Source organism: Rhizobium beringeri, assembly GCF_004306515.1.
Lineage (GTDB): Bacteria > Pseudomonadota > Alphaproteobacteria > Rhizobiales > Rhizobiaceae > Rhizobium > Rhizobium beringeri.
In genome coordinates this window covers 610,711-631,483 of the sequence record NZ_SILG01000002.1, presented here as the reverse complement: position 1 = coordinate 631,483, position 20,773 = coordinate 610,711, and the positions used below count along the sequence as shown (strand labels likewise).

Annotated in this window: 19 protein-coding genes and 2 pseudogenes; 12 read left to right on the top strand and 9 right to left on the bottom strand. The window is 60.6% G+C overall.

Going from position 1 to position 20,773, the window contains the following annotated elements; genetic code table 11:
• The first annotated feature begins 53 nt into the window (after positions 1–53).
• A complete protein-coding gene (locus tag ELH03_RS26590) occupies positions 54–1,610 on the top strand; it encodes a gamma-glutamyltransferase family protein (RefSeq protein ID WP_130766963.1) in 1,557 nt (518 codons plus the stop codon).
• Here ELH03_RS26590 and ELH03_RS26585 read toward each other — a convergent pair.
• Entirely contained in the window at positions 1,590–1,991 is a 402-nt protein-coding gene (locus tag ELH03_RS26585; RefSeq protein ID WP_245504893.1) for a helix-turn-helix transcriptional regulator, read from the bottom strand. The two genes, ELH03_RS26590 and ELH03_RS26585, sit on opposite strands and share 21 nt — an antisense overlap.
• Between ELH03_RS26585 and ELH03_RS38080 the strand changes: the two genes are divergently transcribed.
• Complete coding sequence (locus ELH03_RS38080) at positions 1,876–2,307, top strand: helix-turn-helix transcriptional regulator (RefSeq protein WP_245461812.1); 432 nt, start codon at positions 1,876–1,878, stop codon at positions 2,305–2,307. The genes ELH03_RS26585 and ELH03_RS38080 overlap by 116 nt on opposite strands.
• Positions 2,308–2,692: 385 nt before the next feature.
• Here ELH03_RS38080 and ELH03_RS26575 read toward each other — a convergent pair whose 3' ends face one another.
• On the bottom strand, positions 2,693–3,340 hold the full coding sequence (locus ELH03_RS26575) for a TetR/AcrR family transcriptional regulator (RefSeq protein ID WP_128405103.1): 648 nt from the start codon (positions 3,338–3,340) through the stop codon (positions 2,693–2,695).
• 73 nt (positions 3,341–3,413) lie between these two features.
• Here ELH03_RS26575 and ELH03_RS26570 point away from each other — a divergent pair, with 73 nt between their 5' ends.
• Both ELH03_RS26570 and ELH03_RS38800 read left to right on the top strand, forming a co-directional pair.
• Entirely contained in the window at positions 3,414–4,952 is a 1,539-nt protein-coding gene (locus tag ELH03_RS26570) for an FAD-dependent oxidoreductase (protein WP_128405056.1), read from the top strand.
• Positions 4,953–4,958: 6 nt separating this feature from the next.
• Positions 4,959–5,198, top strand: a pseudogene (locus tag ELH03_RS38800) (type II toxin-antitoxin system VapC family toxin); the annotation flags it as partial.
• A gap of 160 nt (positions 5,199–5,358) precedes the next feature.
• On the opposite strand, the gene ELH03_RS26560 reads toward ELH03_RS38800, so the two are convergent.
• The gene (locus ELH03_RS26560) at positions 5,359–6,354 is read right to left on the bottom strand and encodes a LacI family DNA-binding transcriptional regulator (protein ID WP_128405104.1); all 996 of its coding nucleotides are present in this window, start codon (positions 6,352–6,354) and stop codon (positions 5,359–5,361) included.
• Positions 6,355–6,530: 176 nt separating this feature from the next.
• On the opposite strand from ELH03_RS26560, the gene ELH03_RS26555 reads away from it, so the two are divergent.
• The 7 genes and pseudogenes from ELH03_RS26555 to ELH03_RS26525 form a co-directional block, all read left to right on the top strand.
• Positions 6,531–7,478: a sugar ABC transporter substrate-binding protein gene (locus ELH03_RS26555; protein ID WP_130766932.1), complete on the top strand. Its 948-nt coding sequence runs from the start codon at positions 6,531–6,533 to the stop codon at positions 7,476–7,478.
• Between the two features lie 125 nt (positions 7,479–7,603).
• Positions 7,604–8,725 carry an ABC transporter permease gene (locus ELH03_RS26550; protein ID WP_128405057.1) on the top strand — a complete coding sequence of 374 codons (1,122 nt, stop codon included), beginning with the start codon at positions 7,604–7,606 and terminating at the stop codon, positions 8,723–8,725.
• Between the two features lie 2 nt (positions 8,726–8,727).
• The gene (locus ELH03_RS26545; protein WP_128405058.1) at positions 8,728–9,522 is read left to right on the top strand and encodes an ATP-binding cassette domain-containing protein; all 795 of its coding nucleotides are present in this window, start codon (positions 8,728–8,730) and stop codon (positions 9,520–9,522) included.
• 84 nt (positions 9,523–9,606) lie between these two features.
• A complete protein-coding gene (locus ELH03_RS26540) occupies positions 9,607–10,410 on the top strand; it encodes a TIM barrel protein (RefSeq protein WP_128405059.1) in 804 nt (267 codons plus the stop codon).
• 42 nt (positions 10,411–10,452) lie between these two features.
• Positions 10,453–11,445, top strand: coding sequence for an inositol 2-dehydrogenase (iolG, locus tag ELH03_RS26535; protein ID WP_128405060.1), 993 nt, complete (start codon positions 10,453–10,455; stop codon positions 11,443–11,445).
• A gap of 130 nt (positions 11,446–11,575) precedes the next feature.
• Complete coding sequence (locus tag ELH03_RS26530) at positions 11,576–11,863, top strand: MurR/RpiR family transcriptional regulator (RefSeq protein ID WP_105008962.1); 288 nt, start codon at positions 11,576–11,578, stop codon at positions 11,861–11,863.
• Between the two features lie 218 nt (positions 11,864–12,081).
• Positions 12,082–12,279, top strand: a pseudogene (locus ELH03_RS26525) (hypothetical protein); the annotation flags it as partial.
• A gap of 2 nt (positions 12,280–12,281) precedes the next feature.
• On the opposite strand, the gene ELH03_RS26520 reads toward ELH03_RS26525, so the two are convergent.
• Positions 12,282–13,607 carry an NAD(P)/FAD-dependent oxidoreductase gene (locus tag ELH03_RS26520; protein WP_130659625.1) on the bottom strand — a complete coding sequence of 442 codons (1,326 nt, stop codon included), beginning with the start codon at positions 13,605–13,607 and terminating at the stop codon, positions 12,282–12,284.
• Between the two features lie 217 nt (positions 13,608–13,824).
• Between ELH03_RS26520 and ELH03_RS26515 the strand changes: the two genes are divergently transcribed.
• Positions 13,825–14,301, top strand: coding sequence for an Lrp/AsnC family transcriptional regulator (locus ELH03_RS26515; protein WP_027686620.1), 477 nt, complete (start codon positions 13,825–13,827; stop codon positions 14,299–14,301).
• Between the two features lie 343 nt (positions 14,302–14,644).
• Here ELH03_RS26515 and ELH03_RS26510 read toward each other — a convergent pair whose 3' ends face one another.
• From ELH03_RS26510 to ELH03_RS26490, 5 genes are all read right to left on the bottom strand, one after another.
• Positions 14,645–16,300, bottom strand: coding sequence for an ABC transporter ATP-binding protein (locus ELH03_RS26510; RefSeq protein WP_128409745.1), 1,656 nt, complete (start codon positions 16,298–16,300; stop codon positions 14,645–14,647).
• Positions 16,297–17,163 (bottom strand): ABC transporter permease, encoded by an 867-nt coding sequence (locus ELH03_RS26505; RefSeq protein WP_128409744.1) that lies wholly within the window; start codon positions 17,161–17,163, stop codon positions 16,297–16,299. Before ELH03_RS26505 ends, ELH03_RS26510 begins: the two co-directional genes overlap by 4 nt.
• The gene (locus ELH03_RS26500; RefSeq protein ID WP_128409743.1) at positions 17,160–18,110 is read right to left on the bottom strand and encodes an ABC transporter permease; all 951 of its coding nucleotides are present in this window, start codon (positions 18,108–18,110) and stop codon (positions 17,160–17,162) included. The genes ELH03_RS26505 and ELH03_RS26500 overlap by 4 nt, the downstream gene beginning before the upstream one ends.
• Positions 18,111–18,199: 89 nt before the next feature.
• Complete coding sequence (locus ELH03_RS26495; RefSeq protein ID WP_130766931.1) at positions 18,200–19,810, bottom strand: ABC transporter substrate-binding protein; 1,611 nt, start codon at positions 19,808–19,810, stop codon at positions 18,200–18,202.
• A gap of 63 nt (positions 19,811–19,873) precedes the next feature.
• The gene (locus ELH03_RS26490; protein ID WP_128405066.1) at positions 19,874–20,587 is read right to left on the bottom strand and encodes an HAD-IA family hydrolase; all 714 of its coding nucleotides are present in this window, start codon (positions 20,585–20,587) and stop codon (positions 19,874–19,876) included.
• Positions 20,588–20,773 lie beyond the last annotated feature (186 nt).

The following is a 20,773-nucleotide window of genomic DNA, read 5'->3' as shown; positions in this document are numbered from 1 at the left end:
CGCCGAACGAACCAGCGACCCATGGACCCGGATTTGCGCAGGGACGAGGTGGCATGGTGACGAGCCCGCATGCGCTGGCGAGCGAATCCGGCGCTCGTATTCTGCGGGATGGCGGAAATGCACTCGACGCCGCGATCGCCATCGGCGCGACGATTGCGGTGGTTTATCCGCATTTCTGTGGTCTTGGCGGCGACGCTATCTGGATCGTCGCTGATGAAGAGGGCCGAAAGGACTGCTTCCTCGGTATCGGCCAGTCGGCCAGCATCCTGCCCGGCTTTGACGGCGACATCCCCTTGCGAGGACCACTGTCGACGCTCACATCCGCCTGCGCGGTGGATGCCTGGCGTCACGCCCACGACTATTCTGTCCGGAATTGGGGCGGTGGCCTTTCCTTTTCCAGTCTGCTTGACGACGCGATCGGGCACGCGGCGGACGGTTTCCCTGTCACGAAATCGCAGAGCTTCTGGCTGGATTTCCGAAAGTCCGAGGTCGTGAACTGGCCGGGCTTGAGCGAGGTTTTCATGCCCGACGGCATCGCCCCTCAGGTCGGGACGACTTTCCAGCAGCAAGAGCTGGCGGCATCGCTGCAACTAATCGCCCGCGACGGTCCGCGAAGCTTCTACGAAGGCGAACTCGGCGCACGGATTGCAAAAGGGTTGATGGCCGCGGGATCGCCGCTCACCTCCGCCGATCTTGCCGCGACCCGGACACGCCAGAGCGAACCGGCAAGCCTGCTTTATCGCGGCGTGGAACTACTTGCCCCGCCGCCACCGACGCAGGGCATTTCGACGCTGGCGATCATGGGCATTCTGTCTTATTTCGATATAAAACAGCTGACATCCGGCGGCGCCGATCATATTCATCTTTGCGTTGAAGCGATCAAAAGAGCCTTTCTGGATCGCGGCCTGATCGCCGATCCGGACTTCGCGGACCAGCCAGTGGAGGATTGGTTGAGCCGGCCGCGCCTGGCAAGATTGGCACGCTCCATTGATCTTGAACGCGCAATGGACTGGCCGCAGCTTTTCCGCCCCGGCGACACCGTCTTCTTCGGCGTGACCGATTCCTCGGGCAGAAGCGTCAGCGTTCTGCAAAGCACCTATTTCGACTGGGGTAGCGGCGTCGTTGTCGGCGACACCGGCATTCTCTGGCAGAATCGCGGCGCTGCCTTTTCCCTTGATCCCAGGCATCCGAATGTCATCGCCCCGAAAAAGCGCCCTTTTTACACGCTCAATCCGGGACTGGGGCTGAAAGACGGTAGACCAGCCTATATCTACGGAACGCAGGGAGCGGACGGCCAGCCGCAGACACTGTCGATGATCCTGACGCGCCTGATCGATTTCCGCGAAGATCCGCTGGTCGCGCTCACCGGACCCCGTTTCCTGCTGGGCAAGACCTTCTCGGACAGCCGCGATAGCCTGAAGCTGGAAGTCAACGCAGGCGACACAGCGTTCGCCGAACTCGCCGCACGTGGCCACGTGCTATCGCCCATCGACCGGCTAAGTCCGCTTTCCGGACAAGCCGGCATCATCGTGCGGCAGGTGGATGGTTCGCTTGTGGGCGCCCATGATCCGCGTGGTGACGGGGTCGCACTACTCGTTGCGGGTAGTTGATGGCCCAAGTGGCGGGATTGGCGTAGCGTGGAACTTAAATCCGCACGATTTGGTGACGGCGAAGGCAGACTTATGAGCCCCGACGCCCAAAGTGCGTCGGAGGGCATCCGATCTCTCGCGCAAACGCCGACTAAAGGCGCTCGAAGACTGAAATCCGACAGCAAAAGCGATCTCACCGACACTCTTGTCTCCATTTTGGAGTTCGTCCTTTGCTAGGGCCATGCGCCAATGTAGCAGGTATTCAATCGGCCCCGTCCCAACAACCTTGCGAAACCTCGTTGCAAAACTGGATCGCGAAACCCTGCGCCTGTTCCTCGAGAGTTCACCGGGAGGGGTGGGCTGGTTCACCGCGCTGGCGGACCCCAGACTTGCGCAATCCATAAAGGCTATGCATTCAGATCCTTCGCACGCCTGGACACTGGAAGAGCTCGCGCGTATGGCAGGGATGTTCCGCACGACCTTCGCCCAGTACTTCCGAAGGCGCGTCAGTGAAACGCCGATCTCCTACCTTGCCAGCTGGAGAATGATATCGGCAGGAGCGAAATTGATACAGGGCAAGGAAACAATGGCCGAAATTTCGATGTCGCTGGGAGATTCGTCTGAGCACGCCTTTAGCACGGCGTTCAAGCGGATCATGGGACAGTCACCCCGCCGATATGGCCGAAGTCAAAAACAGAATGTGAACAGTGATCAGTGACCTGCGACGTCTGCTTTTGGCGCATAGTTGCCAAGCCTAGCAAGGCTGCCGGTCCACCACACCGAATTGAGAACTCTTTGTCCAGGCGCAAGTGGCACACCCCTTACCGTTGTCCATACCGAAGACATAGGTAACAGATCGTACCTAATACACGGGTGACAGTCTCGCGCCGGCCCTCACGCCGGCTTCCAAATTCATCGGCTTCGGCATCAGGTGGAAGTATTGAACGAAAGAATCTCCCACTTTCAGACTGCTGACGGCCGGAGGGCATCGCCCGCAGCCCGTCCGCTGATGTCGCTGGTCTCCTGAGAGAATGCCTTCGGAAATCATCCCCTATGTGCACGGGAATCTGGGTGCTCAATGAAAGCAGGCAGAGGGTGATTGCTCAGGCGTAAGGCGTGCCCGCCAGTGCCGCGTTCAGACCGGTGGTTCCCTTATCGACAGCGGCGAGAAAGACGGCTTTTGCTTCCGCCGTATCTTGCCCCTGTCGAAAGGTCCGGTGAGCCTGGATGAAGCCCACGGTCCACGTCGCCAGCAGCAGACCGGCTGCCAGGTGGGCGTCGGGATCATCAGGTTTTCGCCCGACGCATTCGGCTAGCGCCGCCGTGACGACGTGGGCGATCTCGTCGCGTATCGCCCTCGCCCGAGCCTTGAGGGTGTCGCTGGCCTCGATCGTCTCGAAGAAGCCTTGGCTCCCAGCAGAAAATCTGACGTAGGGGCTCTCCTCCGCAACCAGCCGATGGGCGAGCAGGCGTAACGTCTCGATCGGAGAGACGCTGGGATCGCGCTGCCGCAAAGCTTCGCGCAGCATCTCTCGACCCTCCTCGTCTCGATCGAAGAACATGTCCTCCTTGCGGGGAAAGTGATTGAACACCGTCATCCGACCGACATCGGCGGCTGCCGCGATTTCATCGACCGTCACCTGATCGAAGCCCCGCTCCAGGAAGAGGCGCGTGGCGGCAGTGGAGATGCCTTGTCGGGTGGCGAGGCGCTTACGGGATCGCCGGTCCAGTGGCATTGAGTCCGATGGCATTGGCATGTTGCTCTCGATTGCGCATCTATTTATGTACTGAGTACATATTGATATCCAGTATATGGAATGTGAGATGGAAAAACAAGTTGATGTTGTTGTTGTGGGCGCAGGACCGGTCGGACTCCTGACCGCCATCGAGCTGACTTTATCAGGCGTGCGCGTCCTCGTGCTGGAGCGACTAGTTGCCGCGAGTATGGCCATCAAGGCAATGTCGCTCGGGCCGCTTGGAAGCGAGGCATTGCAGCGTCGCGGGATGGCTGCGGCCATCGCCGCCGCGGAGGCGCGGAGCCTTGCGGCGATGAAGCAGTTCGCCGAGCAGACTGGAGCGGACCTGCGTGGCCGGTCGTCCAAATTCAGCGGTCATTTCGCTGGCCTGCCTCTTATCCGAAAGGACGCGCAGAAAGAGCCGGAACGGCGTGCTCACGCAGTGGATCAACCTAGCCTCGAAGCCATGCTGGCCGATCGCGCACGCGCGCTTGGGATCGAGGTGCGCCGCGCCTGTGACGTCACCAGCTTCGTCCAGCAGGTGGACGGCGTCGAGGTGGAGTGGGCGTCTCCGACGGGTGCGGGCCATCTCCGCTGCTCCTACCTCGTCGGTTGCGACGGCGGGCGCAGCCTGATCCGCAAGATGGCCGGCTTTGAGTTCCCCGGCACGGCTCCAAGCTTGACGTTCTACCAGGTCGTCGCCGAGATCGATCATCCCGAACGCCTGCTGCCGATTGGCTGGAATCGCACGTCGGGTGGCGTATTCTCCTACGGACCCTTCCCCGGTCGACTGTTCATGCTCGACTTCAGCGGTCCGCCTGAAGATCGGCAGTCTCCGGTCACAGCTGAGGAGATCGAAGCCGTACTGTGCCGCATCAGCGGCAAGGACGTCCATGTGAAGGCGCTCGAAAGCGGGAGCCGATGGACCGACAACACCCGGCTTGCCGATAGCTACTGCCGCGGCAGGGTGCTGCTTGCCGGCGATGCGGCGCATGTGCATTCGCCGTTTGGTGGCCAGGGCATGAGCCTCGGGCTGGTGGATGCTGCAAATCTCGGCTGGAAGCTCGCGGCGGTCATTCGCGGCGACATGCCGGAAAGCCTGCTCGACACCTACACGGCCGAGCGGCGACCCATCGCCGAAGCCGTTCTGGCCAACACCCGTGCGCAGGTCGCCATCCTCCGGCCCGATCCACAGGCGGGTGCGATGCGGGACATCGTGGCGAACCTCATGCAATTCGACAACGTCAACCGGTTCATCGGCGAGATGATGAGCGGCCTTTCCACCCGTTACGATCTCGGCTCGGAGCGGGACGAGGTCGGGCGGCTGATCGGCGACGGGCCCATCGGCGACGGCGATACCGCCGTCTCGCTCTATGATCTGATGCAGGATGGCATGGGCGTTCTTCTCGACGCCTCACCTGAGGGGGCGGCATCCAGGCTCGTTGCAGCCAGCACGCAGAAGATACGTTGCGTCGCCGTCGATCGAGGCCCCTCGATGCTGATCCGCCCCGATGCCTGCATTGCCTGGGAGGGTGAGGAGAACAGCACGGACGGATTGGAGGAAGCGCTCGGTGGCTGGTTCACGCCAAAACGGGATGGCAGATCTATGGTGCGATCCGGACAGTGATCATTTCTGCCGCAGTTCATCGACGAGGGGGGACTGGTCGTCGCGCCGTTTCCGCGGGCGGCGCTGTTTCTTGCCGGAAAGGCCTTCACGCGGTATCGCCGGGCCGGTGGCTCTCGGACGGGTGTGTTGCCGGATTTCTTCATCGGCGCGCATGCTGCGGTTCAGCAGGTTCCGCTATTGACGAGAGACGTTGGTCGGTACCGGCCATACTTCCCAACTGTCGTGTTGATCTCACCGGCTCAGTGATTTCACCGCAGGGGAGGGGCAAGATACAGCCCTTGCATCTTGGCCGGCCCTGAACTTTCAAGAAAAGGGTCGATGGTTCAAATATCATCAAGGCGACCATTTAGACGCCATTCGATCATGGTCAGAAGTGCGAGGTGCTCATTGGACGATCCGGGGACACTCATGCCGATGACCTCGGCACAAGCCGCCCCGGCATGACAACCATTTCGGCATCGCGCTTTCCGGTGATCATTGCGACAATGGCGTCGACCATCTCGCCGGCGGGCTGTTCGTAGCTCGTCAGTCCATAGGCGGGGGCGCCGCCGAGCTCGATATTGTCGAAGCCGACGACTGCCAGGTCTTGCGGGACTTCGAGACCGAATTCGCTCCGGGCGACATCCATCGCTCCCAGTGCCAAAATGTCATTTTCACACATCAGCACGTCGACGCGCGATCCGGGCGCGGTAGTGCTCAAATAGGTACGCGCCGCCTCGGCGCCGGCCTGCGCGCTGTATCTCTCCGCAGCCAATTCTGTCACGCCTTCGATACCTTTCGCTCGCCAGAAGCTTGCATAATGATGGCGCCTGCCAAGCGCCGTCGACAGAGTCCTAGCTCCCGCCATAAAACCGGGACGGCGATATCCTTTGTCGAACAGGTAATCTACGATTTCGCTGAGAGCGAGTTCGGCATTGCAGGCGATGGCGGGAACGCCGGGAATTTGGCTGTCTCTCGCAAGGACGAACATCGGCGGGAAACCTGGACCAAGGCGTCGATCACCCAGTGTTTCCTCGCGAAAGGCGGTACCGAACAGGATCACCGCATCGAACTGCCGCTGGTCTGCATTGATCAAGGCGTGAACGTGATCGAAATGGCGGTTGATGTTGATCAATACGGTCAGCAGACCCTCCGCCTGCAGGCGCTCGGTCAACATCTCCAGAACCGGAAGCTTATGCGGATTGGCGAAGTCATCGACGAAGACGGCCACCTGATGCGTGGTGTTCGTCGCAAGACTGCGGGCAAGCAGGTTAGGCGAATAGTTCAGGGTCTCGGCCGCCTGAAGCACCTTTTGTCGGCTTGCTTCCGTAATCGACGCACCTGGTGTGAACGCACGAATGACGGTCCATTTCGACACGCCGGCGGCTTCCGCCACCTCTTTCGCCGTCGCCCGTTTGCGCATGACTGCCTCCTCTTGAATGGAATGAATATTCCACAAAAAAATAAAAATGGAATGGATGCTTGATTTTTGTCGACAATAAAGTAGGTTTATCGCGTTTGCTACCGGGTGCAAACGGAGTTGCAACCGGTAGCATTGGGAGGGTTCGCGTAGTGCGGACCATTTTTTGGGAGGGTAAAATGAAATTCGGTTTGAAATCGCTTCTCGCGGGCGCGGCCGTTGCTGCTGGGCTCATGTGCTCTTCGGCAATCGCCAATGCCGCTGACATTCGCATCGTCGCCGTCACCCACGGCCAGGCCAATGATCCTTTCTGGTCCGTCGTCAAGAACGGCGTCAACGCAGCGGCGAAGGACATGGGTATTAGCGTCGATTATCGCGCTCCGGAAACTTTCGACATGGTGTCGATGGGGCAGCTCATCGATGCTGCCGTCAATCAGAAGCCCGATGGACTCATCGTCTCCATTCCAGACGCCTCTGCACTCGGTCCATCCATCAAGAAGGCTGTCGCCGCCGGGATCCCGGTTATCTCAATCAATTCCGGCTCCGACGTTTCAAAGGAACTGGGAGCGCTGCTGCATGTCGGCCAGGACGAATATACCGCCGGCAAAGCGGCCGGTGGGAAACTGCATGAGCTGGGCGGCAAGGAAGGCCTGTGCGTGAACCAGGAGGTCGGCAATGTTTCGCTCGATCTGCGCTGCAAGGGCTTTGCCGACGGTTTCGGCGGCAAGGTCACGGTTCTACCCGTCAGCAACGATCCGGCTGATGTCCGCGCGAAGGTCAAGGCAGCGCTGAGTTCCAATACGGGTGTCGATACTGTGATGGCGCTTGGAGCCGGCACTGCCGGCGAGCCTTCGCTCGCGGCCGTCGAGGATGTCGGAATGACCGGCAAGATCAAGGTGGCGACATTCGACCTTTCAGCTGATTTCCTGAAGGCCGTGGCCGACGGTAAGGCTGCCTTCGCGATCGATCAGCAGCAGTTCCTGCAGGGCTATCTGCCGATCGTATTCTTGGCCAACTATGCCAAATACGGGCTTATCCCGGGGGGTAATGTTCCATCCGGCCCGAACCTTATCACCAAGGAAAAGGCCGCTCAAGTCGTGGATCTTTCCGCCAAGGGCATTCGCTAACCGGAATTGCCGAAAGGCATTCTCCCAGAATCTCCTCCCCCTTGATGGGGGAGGGGGTTTGGCTGACTGACCGCGCTGCCCAGCAGCGCCAACGCTACCCTAAATTATGATCCGTGGGAGGAGTTATGGCTTCGCTTGAGCAGAGAACGGCGGCTGCGCCGAAGGCCGATGAGCGCGTCAAACAAGTAAGTTTTCTGACGCATATGATGCGGCGGCCTGAGCTTGGTGCCGTGGCTGGCCTTGTTCTCGTCATCGTCTTTTTCTTTCTCACCGCCGACCGTACCATGTTCTCGCTTTCCGGTCTGATGACCATCATGGCGCCGGCGTCGCAATTGGGGATTCTGGCTATTGCGGCGGCCCTTCTGATGATCGGCGGCGAGTTTGATCTTTCGATCGGCTCGATGGTGGCCTTTGCGGGACTGATTTTCGGCGTCATCCTGACGAATTTCGGCCAGCCGCTTTCGGTTGCCATCGTCATGACGATGCTCTTCGCCGCGTTCATGGGGGCGATCAATGGGCAGATCGTCATTCACACGCGCCTTCCGTCCTTCATCGTGACCCTGGCATTCCTCTTCATTTTGCGTGGCCTGACGCTCGTCGGCCTGAAATGGGCGACAGGCGGCTCAACGCAGCTTCGCGGTATCGGCGACCGTGTCAAGGACAGTCCGCTGCTTGGCTTTTTTTCCGGCGATGCGCTGAAGGGCGCATTTGTCTGGCTCGCGGATCACGATCTGATCGACAAGTTCCCCAACGGCATGCCGAAGGTCACGGGCGTCCCGGTCTCCGTATTGTGGTTTGTGGCGCTTGCGCTGGCTGCGACCTGGGTCCTCCTGCGCACCCGCATGGGCAACTGGATCTTTGCCGCCGGTGGCGATCCCAATGCGGCGAGAAACTCCGGCGTGCCCGTTCACAGAGTCAAGACCGGCCTGTTTGCGCTGACGGCATGCGCGGCAGCTCTGGTCGCCATCATCACTGTGCTCGATGCCGGGTCCACGGATGCGAGGCGCGGTTTTCAAAAGGAATTCGAGGCGATCATCGCCGCCGTCATCGGCGGGTGTCTGCTGACCGGCGGCTATGGTTCGGCGATTGGCGCCTTCTTCGGCGCGATCATCTTCGGCTCGGTCTCGATCGGCCTGACCTACACCAAATTCGATTCCGACTGGTTTCAGGTCTTCCTGGGTTCGATGCTGCTGCTGGCCGTTCTTTTCAACAATTTCATCCGCCGCAAGGTTACCGGGGAGCGCTGATCATGTCTGATGTCAACAATCGAAGGCCGATCATCGAAGTGACCGATATCATCAAGCACTACGGCTCCGTGATCGCTCTCAATGGCGTGTCGATGCAAGTGTCGGCCGGAGAAGTGCTTTGTCTCCTTGGAGACAATGGCGCGGGCAAATCCACCTTGATCAAGATGCTCTCCGGCGTTGTCCGCCCAAGTGGCGGTGCCTTCCTGGTCGAAGGCAAGCCGGTCAATTTCCGCAGTCCGCGCGATGCGCTCGATGCTGGCATCGCGACCGTCTATCAGGATCTCGCCATGATCCCGCTGATGTCGATCACCCGCAATTTCTTCATGGGACGAGAGCCCCGCAAGGGCTTCTTCCCCTTCCGTCACATCGACCTTACACACTGCAACAATGTCACGCGTGAGGAGATGCACAAGATCGGCATCGATATCCGCGATCCCAATCAGGCAGTGGGCACTCTGTCTGGGGGCGAACGCCAATGCGTTGCGATTGCGCGTGCGGTCTACTTCGGCGCCAAGATCCTCATTCTCGATGAGCCGACTTCGGCGCTCGGCGTGGCGCAAACCTCGATGGTGCTGAAATACATCCACCAAGTTCGACAGAGCGGTCTGGGCGTCATTTTCATCACCCACAATGTCCGCCATGCCTATGCCGTCGCGGACCGTTTCACCATCCTCAATCGCGGCCAGACGCTTGGCACCTTTGGTAAGGCGGACATCGCGATGGATGAGCTTCAGAACCTCATGGCTGGCGGCAAGGAGCTGCAGCAACTGTCCGAAGAGCTCGGCGGTACGATCTAGTCGGCTTGCTTCCGAGGCGGCGATCGGTTGCTTTTCAAAAGCAGTCGCCGCCTTCCACTCAATTATCAAACATGGAATCCGGTCATGAACGACGGCTCGTCGAATGCCTCATCCCCCTTCACGCTCGCGGTCTGCGCTGAAATGGTCTTCAAGTCGCTTCCTGTCCTCGACAGGCTCAAGCGCATCACCGAACTTGGCTTTCACGCCGAGATCTGGGACTGGACGAAACATGACATCGCCGCCCTGGCGAAATCTGGAGCAGTCTTCTCGTCGATGACGGGCTATGTGGCCGGCACACTTGCCGATGACGAGGGCGCAGATGAATTGCTAAGAACTGCGAAGCAATCAATCCCGATTGCTAGGGAGCTCAATTGCCCGCGTCTCAACCTGCATGGGACCGGTCTCGACGGCCAGGGCCTGCCGGTGGTTAAGGCCGAGAAGGTGACAGGCGCCATGTGGCTCAAGGCGCACGACACGCTTAGCCGCATCGCCGACCTCGGCGAGAAAGAGGGCGTCACTTTCGTGCTCGAAAATCTCAATGAAGCAGTCGATCACCCCAAGACACCGTTTGCCAAGGCCGAAGATACGCTTGCGCTTGTTTCGTCGGTAAACCGACCGGCGCTGAAGCTCAATCTCGACCTCTATCACGCTCAGATCGGCGAAGGAAACCTGATCGAGCTATGCCGGCGCGCTCTGCCCCATATCGGCGAAATCCAGGTGGCGGATGTTCCGGGCCGCATGGAGCCCGGTACCGGAGAGATCAACTACAAGGCAATTGCTTGTGCACTCAAGGATATGGGCTATCGCGGCACGATAGGCATGGAGGCCTGGGCTTCCGGCGACGATGAGACGGCGCTTGCCCGTTTCCGCGACGCCTTCACGGTTTGAAGATTTCGATAGTCAACACTTACACGTCATGGAGAGACATCAATGATCAGGTTTGGAGTGATCGGCGCCGGCCGGATAGGCAAGGTGCATGCCGCGACCATTGCGGCAAACCCGAAGGCGAAGCTCGTCTATGTGGCGGATGCCTTCAAGGCATCGGCAGAGGCGCTTGCCGCGCAGACGGGCGCCGAGGTTGCCGATGCGGAGGATGCCATCACGTCCTCAAACGTCGATGCGATCCTGATTGCGACACCGACCCCCAGCCACGCCGATCTCATCGAGGCGGCCGCAAAGGCCGGCAAGGCTATTCTCTGCGAAAAGCCGGTGTCCCTGTCGGTCGAGCGCATCAATGCCTGCCTCGACATCGTCGAGAAGAACAAGTCGACTTTGATGATCGGCTTCAATCGCCGGTTTGACCCGAACTTCGCCAGCGTGGAAGCGCGCCTGCGCCGCGGGGATATCGGCGAAATCGAGATCGTGACGATCACCAGCCGAGATCCCGCGCCGCCGCCGGCTGATTACGTCAAATCCTCCGGCGGCCTGTTCCGCGACATGATGATTCATGACTTTGATATGGCCCGCTTCCTCATGGGGGAAGAATTCGTCGTCGTGAATGCACTTGGATCTTCGCTCGTCGACAAGGCGATCGGGGCCGAGGGCGATGTGGATACTGCAGCCGTGCAGATGCAGACGGCTTCCGGGCGTATTGCCGTTATCACCAATTCGCGCCGGGCGACTTATGGCTACGACCAGCGCATCGAAGTCCACGGAGCTGCCGGCATGCTTGCGGCGAGGAATATCCATGCAACCAGCGTCGAGCTTTCCAATGCGAATGGCGTTAGCGGCGATCCCGTCCAATATTTCTTCCTCGAACGCTACGCGCAGGCCTACGCCAACGAGATCAATGCCTTCGTTGATGCGATCGACAGCGGCAACCGTTCGCCGAAGCCCGGCGGAGTTGATGGACTCCAGGCTCAGAAACTGGCGGAGGCGGCCACCGTAAGCTGGCAGACAGGCAGGCCGGTGCAGGTCGATTAGCAAGCTTCGACGCGATGCGGCCATGTCCTCACACCGTCGCATCGCCACCGGGGATAACGCGCCGCCTTCCAATATGCATCCGGGTCGCACCGAGATTGCCGGAAGACGGATCTTTGGAAGGTGAAGCGCAATGCTACAGGATAGAGACCATCGTCCTCCCGCGACACTGCAGGAACTGAAGTACCTGATCGCCAAACGGCAGATCGTCTTTCCAAACAGTCTCGAACAGGTCGCGAGGCAGATTATAGAACGGCCGGAAATGATTGTATTCGAAAGTGCCGCTGTGATAGCGCGCAATTGCAAGGTTTCTCAAACGACGGTTCACCGACTTGCACAGCACATCGGGTTTCGAACATTGCGCGAGTTTCGCGCGATGATAAGAGATCATCTTCGCAAGACTTCCGCCAATCATCGCTAAGGGGCTGTCTGGCTATCCCTGTTCGACGAATGGCCGTTCCGCGTGCTGAAAAATCAGCGCTCGCGTTTACGTGGCACTTTGACATCTTCCCGCGCCTGATTGGGATTCTGTTCTTGGAACCGTAGAATTCGGTTCGCCTTTCCCAAGCTTTCACAATGGCCGATGTGGATCCCTCGATCTGCAATGAACGCACTGCCCTCTCGTCGATTGAAGAAGGCTGGCAGCGTCGCCTTGCGGCCGAATGCAGCTCTGAGCGCTCGAAGCGCGAAAAGCAGGACGTGGTCGAGGTTCTGGGGCCGAGCCGCCAGAGTGAGGCGCTGCTGTGCCAGCTCGATGATCTGCCTTATACGGACAAGGGAAAGTTCGTCGAGCAACTGGCGGGAACACCCGAGGGGCGTCGAGCGCTTGCCGAGGCTATTCAAAAATCGGCCACTTTGCCCCAGGCGGATCCCCCGAAGCGGTCGGGGTGGTAAGGCCTGGGATCGACGATCGGCTCATCGCCCGTGACGATATCGGCGATCAGATGACCGGCGCCCGGCCCGATGCCGAAGCCGTGGCCGCTGAAGCCGGCAGCGAGGATGAAACCCGGCAGGGTGGCGATCTCGCCGATCCCCGGCACGCCGTCGGGCGTGCTGTCGATATAGCCTGCCCAGGTCGCGCTGATGGCGGTTTTCTTCAAGGCGGGCAGAAGCTCGAGTGCCCGCGCATGGGTGAGCGCAATGGTGGCCTCATCGACCGTCGGGTCGAGGACGCGCATGCGCTCCATCGGCGTCGGCCTGTCAAGCCGCCAGCGGGCCAGAGATTCGTGACCCGAGCGAAAGCCCTCCAACCCGCCTGGTGCGAGACTGCGCCAGCGCCGGGCGAACATCGGCAGGAACTGCCGCGCGAAGCGGAACTGCTGTAGGGTCGGATCGACGCGGGCGCGGCCGCTGATCGCCAGCGTGTGGCCGCCATCGCGGCGTCGCGTCACCGAAACGGCTGATGTATGCAGCGCATCCGGCAGGCTGCCTGCGCCTGGAGATACGGAGAGGATCGAGGAGCGTATCGAGGCTTGCGGAAACCGAATGCCGAGCTGGCGGCAGAAGGAGGAGGCCCAGGCGCCGCCGGCAAGGATCGCGATTTTCGTGCGGATCGTGCCATGCTCAGTGACGACGCCCGAGAGCCTGCCGCCTTCGATCTCGATGCCGCGGGCAGCACAGGACTGATGCACCGTGCCCCCGAGTTTAAGGATCGCACGTGCAACGGCCGGCGCAGCGCTCGCCGGATCGGCGGTGCCGTCGGTCGGTGAAAACACCCCGCCCTTCCATGAGGCGCCGGTGGCGCGCCCGCGTTCGGTTGCCTCGGCGCTGCTTAGCATGTGCGTTGTGACGCCGACCGAGCGGGCGAAATCGCGCCAACGGGCCCAACCGGACAGTTCCTCGTCGCTATTGCTGAGGTAGAAGAGACCGCAACGACGGAACCCTGTGTCCTCACCGGTCTCAATGGCGAAGCGCTCCCACAAATCGAGGCTCTTCGTCGACATCGGCAATTCGCGCGCGTCGCGGTTCTGCTGGCGACACCAGCCCCAGTTGCGGCTCGATTGCTCGGCGCCGATCAGGCCCTTCTCGACGAGGGCGACCTTCAATCCGCGCCGGGTGAGATAATAGGCCGCGAAAACGCCGACGATGCCGCCGCCGATGACCACGACATCAGCAGTGGAAGGCAGTTCCGGCGTGGTGTCGACGCGATTGAGCGGTGCGGGCATGGGAGAATCTCCGTTTTAACCGTAGTGTAGCGGATCCGACGCCACGGCTTTGCCGGAGATCGGTTGGTGGCAGCAGAAGATTCCGTGTTGGGAGGACGCCAGCAGTCGTTTGTGCTTCGGCCTGTCTCGCAACGTGATCGACAGGCCAACGTCATGTGTTAAGGTTGGTGCCGGGAAACAAGCAGCATAATCTGCTGCGTCATTGAGGGCGTGTGCGATGAAACTCGACCGGATCGACGTAAAAATTCTCTATGAACTGCAGAAGAATGGCCGCGTCACCAATGTGGAACTCGCCGAACTGGTCAATCTGTCGCCGAGCCCCTGCCTGATGCGGGTGAAGAAGCTGCAGTCGGAGGGCTACATCGAAGGCTATTCGGCTCAGATCAACGTCAGCAAACTCGGGCAGACGCTGACCGTGTTCACCGAGATCACCCTGAAGAACCATCGGCAGATCGATTTCGCCCGCTTCCTGGCGGCGATCGAGAAGGTCGACCAGGTGATCGAATGCCATCTGGTTTCGGGCGGCTACGATTATCTGCTGAAATTCGTCACCGCCGGGATCGACGAATACCAGACGATCATGGAGCGGCTGACCGACCTGGACGTCGGCATCGACAAGTATTTCAGCTTCGTCGTCCTGAAATCACCGATCGTCAAAGCCCACATGCCGCTGACCACCTTGTTTCCGCACTAGCCGGCGAGAGGACCGCAGCCGGAGCCCCCGCTCAAACCCAAGATTTCGGGGTTTCAGGCTGACCGCACCCAACTGCATCTCCCCGATCCAATCTGTCCTAAGCAGATGCCGATTCTCCCTGTCGCAGGTTGTTCCCCCTATAATTATAAGCTTCATACTGGTTGGAAGGACTTGCGACAGAATTTCGGGCTTTCTTTCCGAAGCCATGTTCGCTGCCACTTGCAGATCTCTTGCCGTGGAACCCAGGCTTTTCAACGTGACCTGCCCGGGTGCACGCCGGGTCTGGCAAGCGCCTTGCTTTTGGTTTCCAGGAGGGCAGCGCGATAACACCTTGAATCGGCGCTCAGTGCCGGCAATAGGCCCGCACCAGCTCCGGATCCTGCTGGAGCCCGTCGAGCCAGGCCGGATCGAGCGTCGGCACCGATGAGAAGAGCAGTTGCGAATAGGGGTGTTGCGGCGCCTTCACTGTCGAGGACGTGATTTCCTCGACCTTCCGGCCTCCATACATCACGACGATCTCGTCGCAGATCGCCTCAACCACCGAGAGGTCGTGGCTGATGAAGATGTAGGAGAGGCCGAGTTCGCGCTGCAATTCCTTGAGCAGGTCGATGACAGCGGCGGCGACCACCGTGTCGAGTGCCGAGGTAATCTCGTCGCAGAGGATCAGCTTCGGATCGGCGGCGAGCGCCCGGGCGAAGTTGACGCGCTGCTTCTGCCCACCCGAGAGTTCGCCCGGCCGGCGATGGCGCAGGTTGCGGGGCAGGCGCACCATGTCGAGCAGTTGATCGATCCGGGCGTTTCGCGCCTTTCGATCCATGGCGTGGTAAAAGACCAAAGGTCTGTCGAGGATGTCCTCGACCGATTTTGCCGGGTTGAGTGCGGTATCGGCATATTGGAAGACGATCTGCATCTCGCGCAACTCATCGCGCGAACGCTCGCGCGCGTTGCGATGCAGTTCCGTGCCGTCGAAGACGATCTTGCCGACCGAGGCCGGCAGGATGCCGGCGATGGTGCGGGCGAGCGTCGACTTGCCGCAACCGGATTCGCCGATAATGCCGAGATTGCGGCCTTTCTCCACCTTCAGGCTCACATGCTCGACCGCGCGAACGAGTGGCAGGCCATCGGCCTGGCGCTGTCCATAGCCCGCGACCAGATCCTCGATGCTCAGCAGGGGAGCTGTCGCGGGTTCGGCGGGGCCAGTTGCGCCACGCGGTTTCGGTTCGAAGGCTGCGAGCAGCTCCCTGGTATAGGGGTGCTTGGCATTGTTGAGGATCTCGTCCGTGGTGCCGGTTTCCTGGGTCTCTCCGCCTTTCAACACCACGATGCGGTCGGCGATCTGGGCGACGACGGCAAGGTCGTGCGAAACATAAACGCCAGCGATACCACCCTTCTTCATGACCGACTTGAAAGCCCGCAACACCTCGATCTGGGTTGTGACGTCGAGCGCCGTCGTCGGCTCGTCGAAGATGACGAGGGTCGGGTCGCCGATCAGCGCCATGGCGGCAGCCAGACGCTGTAATTGGCCGCCGGAAACCTGGTGCGGATAACGGCTGCCGATCGTCTCGGGTTCCGGCAGCGACAGCGCCCGGAAGAGTTCGACTGCCCGGGCACGCGCCTGGTCCGGCGACATCAGGTGGTGAATACGCGTGACTTCGATCACCTGGTCCATGATCGATGTGGCCGGGTTGAAGGCGGCAGCTGCCGATTGCGGGACATAGGCGACTTCCGTGCCGCGCACCTTGGCGCGCTGCTTCTCGCTGAGCGTGACCATGTCCTTGCCGCCGACCGAAACGCTGCCGCCGGAAATGCGACAGCCCGCACGGGTATGGCCCATCAGGGTCAGGGCGATCGTTGTCTTGCCCGAGCCGCTCTCACCGATCAGCGCGACGATCTCGCCCTCGGCAACATCGAGGCTGACACCCTTGATGATCTCGACGCGCCGGCCGGAATCGGTGGTGGCCTCGACCTTCAGGTCACGGATTTCGATGAAATTGCTCATGACACACTCCGGTCGCGAATTTTCTGCGGCAGGTTGTCGATCAGCAGGTTGACGCTGATCGTCAGGCTGGCGATGGCAAGCGAGGGGAACATCACCGCCGGAGCACCAAACGGCAGGCCGCCGATATTCTCGCGCACCAGCGCACCCCAATCGGCATAGGGCGGCTGGACGCCAAGGCCGAGGAAGGAAAGCCCGGATAGGAGGAGAACGATGAAGACGAAGCGGATGCCGAGATCGGCAAGCACAGGCCCGACGATGTTCGGCAGGATTTCCGAGCGAATGAGATAGAGGGTACTTTCGCCGCGGATGCGCGCGACTGTGATGAAATCCATCGCATTGATGTTGACGGCGAGCGCCCGGGCGAAGCGGTAGGCGCCCGGGATGTAGATCACCGACAGCGTCAGGATCAGAACCGGGACCGAGGAGCCGACGGCAGCGACGACCACCAGGCCGAACAGCTTGCTCGGGATGGAGTTGAGGGCGTCGAGGAAGCGGCTGAGGATCGTGTCCAGCCAGCCGCCGGCCACCGCTGCGATCATGCCAAGCACGACGCCGCTGAAGCATGCGATCGTGACCGCCGCCAGCGAGATACCGACCGTGTAGCGTGCGCCCATCAGAATCCGCGAGAGCATGTCGCGGCCGAGATAATCGGAGCCGAACCAGAGTTCCCGGCTCATCGGGCCGAAATAGTCGAGATCGATGATCTCGCCGACTGGGTAGGGGATGACCCATGGCGCGAAGATCGCGACGAGCGCCCACAAGAGGATCACAGTGAAGCCGATCGCGCCGACGATGTTGAAGCGATAGCCAAACCGGGTTCCGGACAGCCGGCCGGAGGTGGTTTCGGAACTGGTCATGGTCATCGGAGCCTCGGATTGGAAAGGATGGCGATGATATCGGCGATGGTGATCAGCAGCAGATAGCCTAGGCAGAAAATCATCGCGCAGCTCTGGATCAGCGGCAGGTCGCGGGTGGCGACGGCATCCAGCATCAGCTTGGCGATGCCGGGATAGTTGAAAATGGTCTCGACGATGATGACGCCTCCGAGCAGATAGGACAGCGAAAGCGCAACGGCATTGACGATCGGGCCCAGCGCATTGGGTAGAGCATGGCGAAAGACCATGCGGGGCCGGGAGGCGCCCTTGAGCAGCGCCATCTCGACATAGGGTGTGTTGAGCGTCTCGATGACAGCCGCGCGCGTCATGCGGATCATCTGGGCAGAGACGACGAAGGTGAGGGTGATCACCGGCATGGCATAGACGCGCAATATGTCGGTCAGACTGTGGACTTCATTGGCGAAAGACAGCGCCGGCAGCCATTTCAGATAGACGGCGAAGATGAGCGCTGCGGAGGTCGCGACCATGAACTCCGGCACGGAGATGACGCCGATGGTGATCACGGTGACGATCCGGTCGTAGAGCGTGCCACGCAGCATCGCCGCGGTGATCCCGAGCGTCAGCGCGATCGGTACGGAGAAAAGCGCGGTGACGCCGGCAAGTTTCAGCGTGTTGACGAAGCGGCCGGCGATGAGAGCGGCGATCGGCATTTCGTTGGCATAGGACGTGCCGAGGTCGCCTTGCATCAGCCCGACTAACCAGCGCAGGAAACGAAAGAGCGCCGGTTCGTCGAGATGCATGGCCTTGCGCAGGCCTTCGACGGCTTCTGGCGTGGCGGCTTGGCCGAGCAGGATCGTCGCCGTATCTCCAGGCAACAGCGTTGTCGCGAAGAAGACGGCGAAGGAGACGATCACCAGGGTGATCACGGCAACCAACAATCTGCTCAGTACAAGGGATAAGACCTGGCGGTTCACGGGCGTCTTCCCTTTGCGTTCGAGTTGAGTTCCACCAATGCAGATGGAGGAACTGGGGCGCGGCTGCAGCCCCAGTCTGCTTTGCTGTATCAGGCTTCAAGCCAGACATATTCCGCGAAAGCGTATCCCATCTGGCCGCCTAGCGGGTTGGCTTCCAGCCCCTTGAGCTTGGCGGTCGTGGCATCGACGTTCGAGATATAGGCCGGAATGATTGTACCAGCTTCCTGGGCGACCATGCCCTGCATCTCGTTATAGATCGTCTTGCGCTTGTCTTGATCGAGAGAGCCGCGCGCCTCGATCAGCATCTTGTCGAACTTCTCCGACTTGTAGTGGCTTTCGTTCCACGGAGCGTCCGAGGTGTAGAGCAGGGAGAAGAGGATATCGGGGGTCGGCCGGGGGTTGATATTGCCGAAGTGGATCGGCGCCTTGAGCCAGTAATTGTCCCAATAACCGTCGGATGGCACTCGCTGCACGTCGAGCTTCATGCCGATTTCGGCGCCGGCCGCCTGAATGATCATGGCCATGTCGATCGACGAGCTCGCCGCATCGGAAGCGATGACCGGGATGGATTGGCCAAGCACGCCGGCCTTATCGAAGTGGAACTTCGCCTTCTCAGGATCAAAGGCTCGCGCTTTCAGCTCTGCGTCATGATAGAAGTTCGCCGGTGAAACGGGTTGATCGTTGCCGACTTCACCGAGACCGCGTAGCGCCGATTTGACGATCTGTTCGCGGTTGACGAGATACTTCATGCCCTCGATGAAGTCCCGCTTATTGCCGGGCTCCATATCCAGTCGCATGTTGAGATTGGTATAGTTGCCGGACGTCGTCTTAGACAAGGTGAAGCCGTCGCCCTGGGCCTCGACGAGGCGCATAGAGCGCGGATTGATCGTGGCTGCGAGATGGATGTCGCCCGCAAGCAGCGCGTTTACACGGGCATTGTCGTCGCTGATCGCGAAATATTCGAAGGAATCGACGTTCGGGCCGGATTTCCAGTAGTTCTTGTTCTTGATCCCGACCGAGCGAACGCCCGGCTCGAAGACTTCCTTGACAAACGCGCCGGTGCCGTTGGCCTTGGTGAAATCGGTCGTGCCGTCGGAAACGATCATGAAGTGATGCATCGACAGGATGGTCGGCAGGTCGGCATTCGGGCTGGCGAGCGTGATCTCGACGGTCTGTTTGTCGGCCGCCTTGAAGCCGGTCATCTGGGCGGCGATCTTGGCGACCTTCGAGCCGACGGATGGGTCGAGATGGCGCTTCAGCGAGAAAACCACGTCATCGGCGGTCAGCGGCTTGCCGTCATGGAAGGTAACGCCATTCTTCAGCTTGACCGTCCAGGTCTTCGCATCCTTGGACTCGATCGCTTCAGCAAGCTCCATCTGCGGCGTGCCGCTCTTGTCGAGGAAGGTGAGGCGGTTATAGAAGGAGCAGCAACGGACATAGTCGGTGGAGAGCGACGCCTTGGCGGGGTCGAGCGTATCGGCCGTGGAGGATGACCAGCCGGCCGCCTTGAGCGAGCCGCCGGAAACGGGCGTGGCGGCGAGCGCCTTGCCGGCGCGGCCAAGCACGAGCCCGCCGGCTGATATGGCCACGCCGCCCGCAAGCATCATATGCAGCAACTCGCGACGGGTGGCGCCACGACGGATGGCGCTTTCGACCATGGCGTCGTCGGATCTGGTCCAATTGGTGATCTTGTCGTTCATCTCATTCCCCTTTTCTTGTGTGGCGGGCTGCCCGTTGCGGGCAGGCCCGATCTGCTTTCAAAGTCAGGCGCGCGCGGCGGCCACGGCATCGGCAAGGCCGGCCATGGAGGTGAAATGGTAATCGGGTTTGGTGAACTCGGCCGGCTCGATCGTACCGCCGTAACCCTTCTCGGCATGTCGCCGCTCGATCCAGCAATTGGTCAGCCCGAGTTTCCTGGAAATCCCGATATCGTGGTACTGGCTCTGGGCGACATGCAGGATGTCGTCCTTTGAATGTCCTTCCGAAGCGACGTAGTCGAATACCGTCTCGAAGAATGCGGGATCGGGTTTCTCGGTCCCGGTATCATCCGCGGTGAAGGCGGCATAAAACGGATTGCCGAGTTCCTTCTCGAAGAAATCGAATGCCCAGCGGCGGGCGTTGGTCATCGCAACGAGACGGTAATCCTTCGCAAGACTTGCCAGCGCTGCGGCGCTGTCTGCAAAACCCTTCCAGCCCTTGGCCGAATCCCGCAGCCGTTCGCCATATTTTTGATCGGCGGGCAGGCCGAGCTTCGGCGCGATCGAGAGGTAGACGCGCACGAGGTCGTCGGGGAAGAGGTCGGCATCCTCGGAGTAGCGGGCTGCACGGTAAAGGCTAAGCGCCTGCTCGCCGTCGATTTCAGTCCCCGCCTCGGTCGCGATCTCGGCGAGGCAGGTCTTGAGGCCGCCTTCGAAGTCGATGAGCGTGCCGACGACGTCGAAGGTCAGGTATTTGAATTCCGGAAGGCTTTTGCTCACGCGAATTCCCCAGTGTTCCGCTCCGATGGGAGCTCGGCTTCTCGAAGAAGAAAATTCTGTTCCGCTGGCGGGGTCTTTGTCCCGCTCTTGTATGGAAGGCCGGCTTCTGCCGCGGCCTTTCGTTGATTTCAGTGTGTCACCTGCACCGCACCGGATTCGCCGAATAGGCATCATGAGGCGGCACAA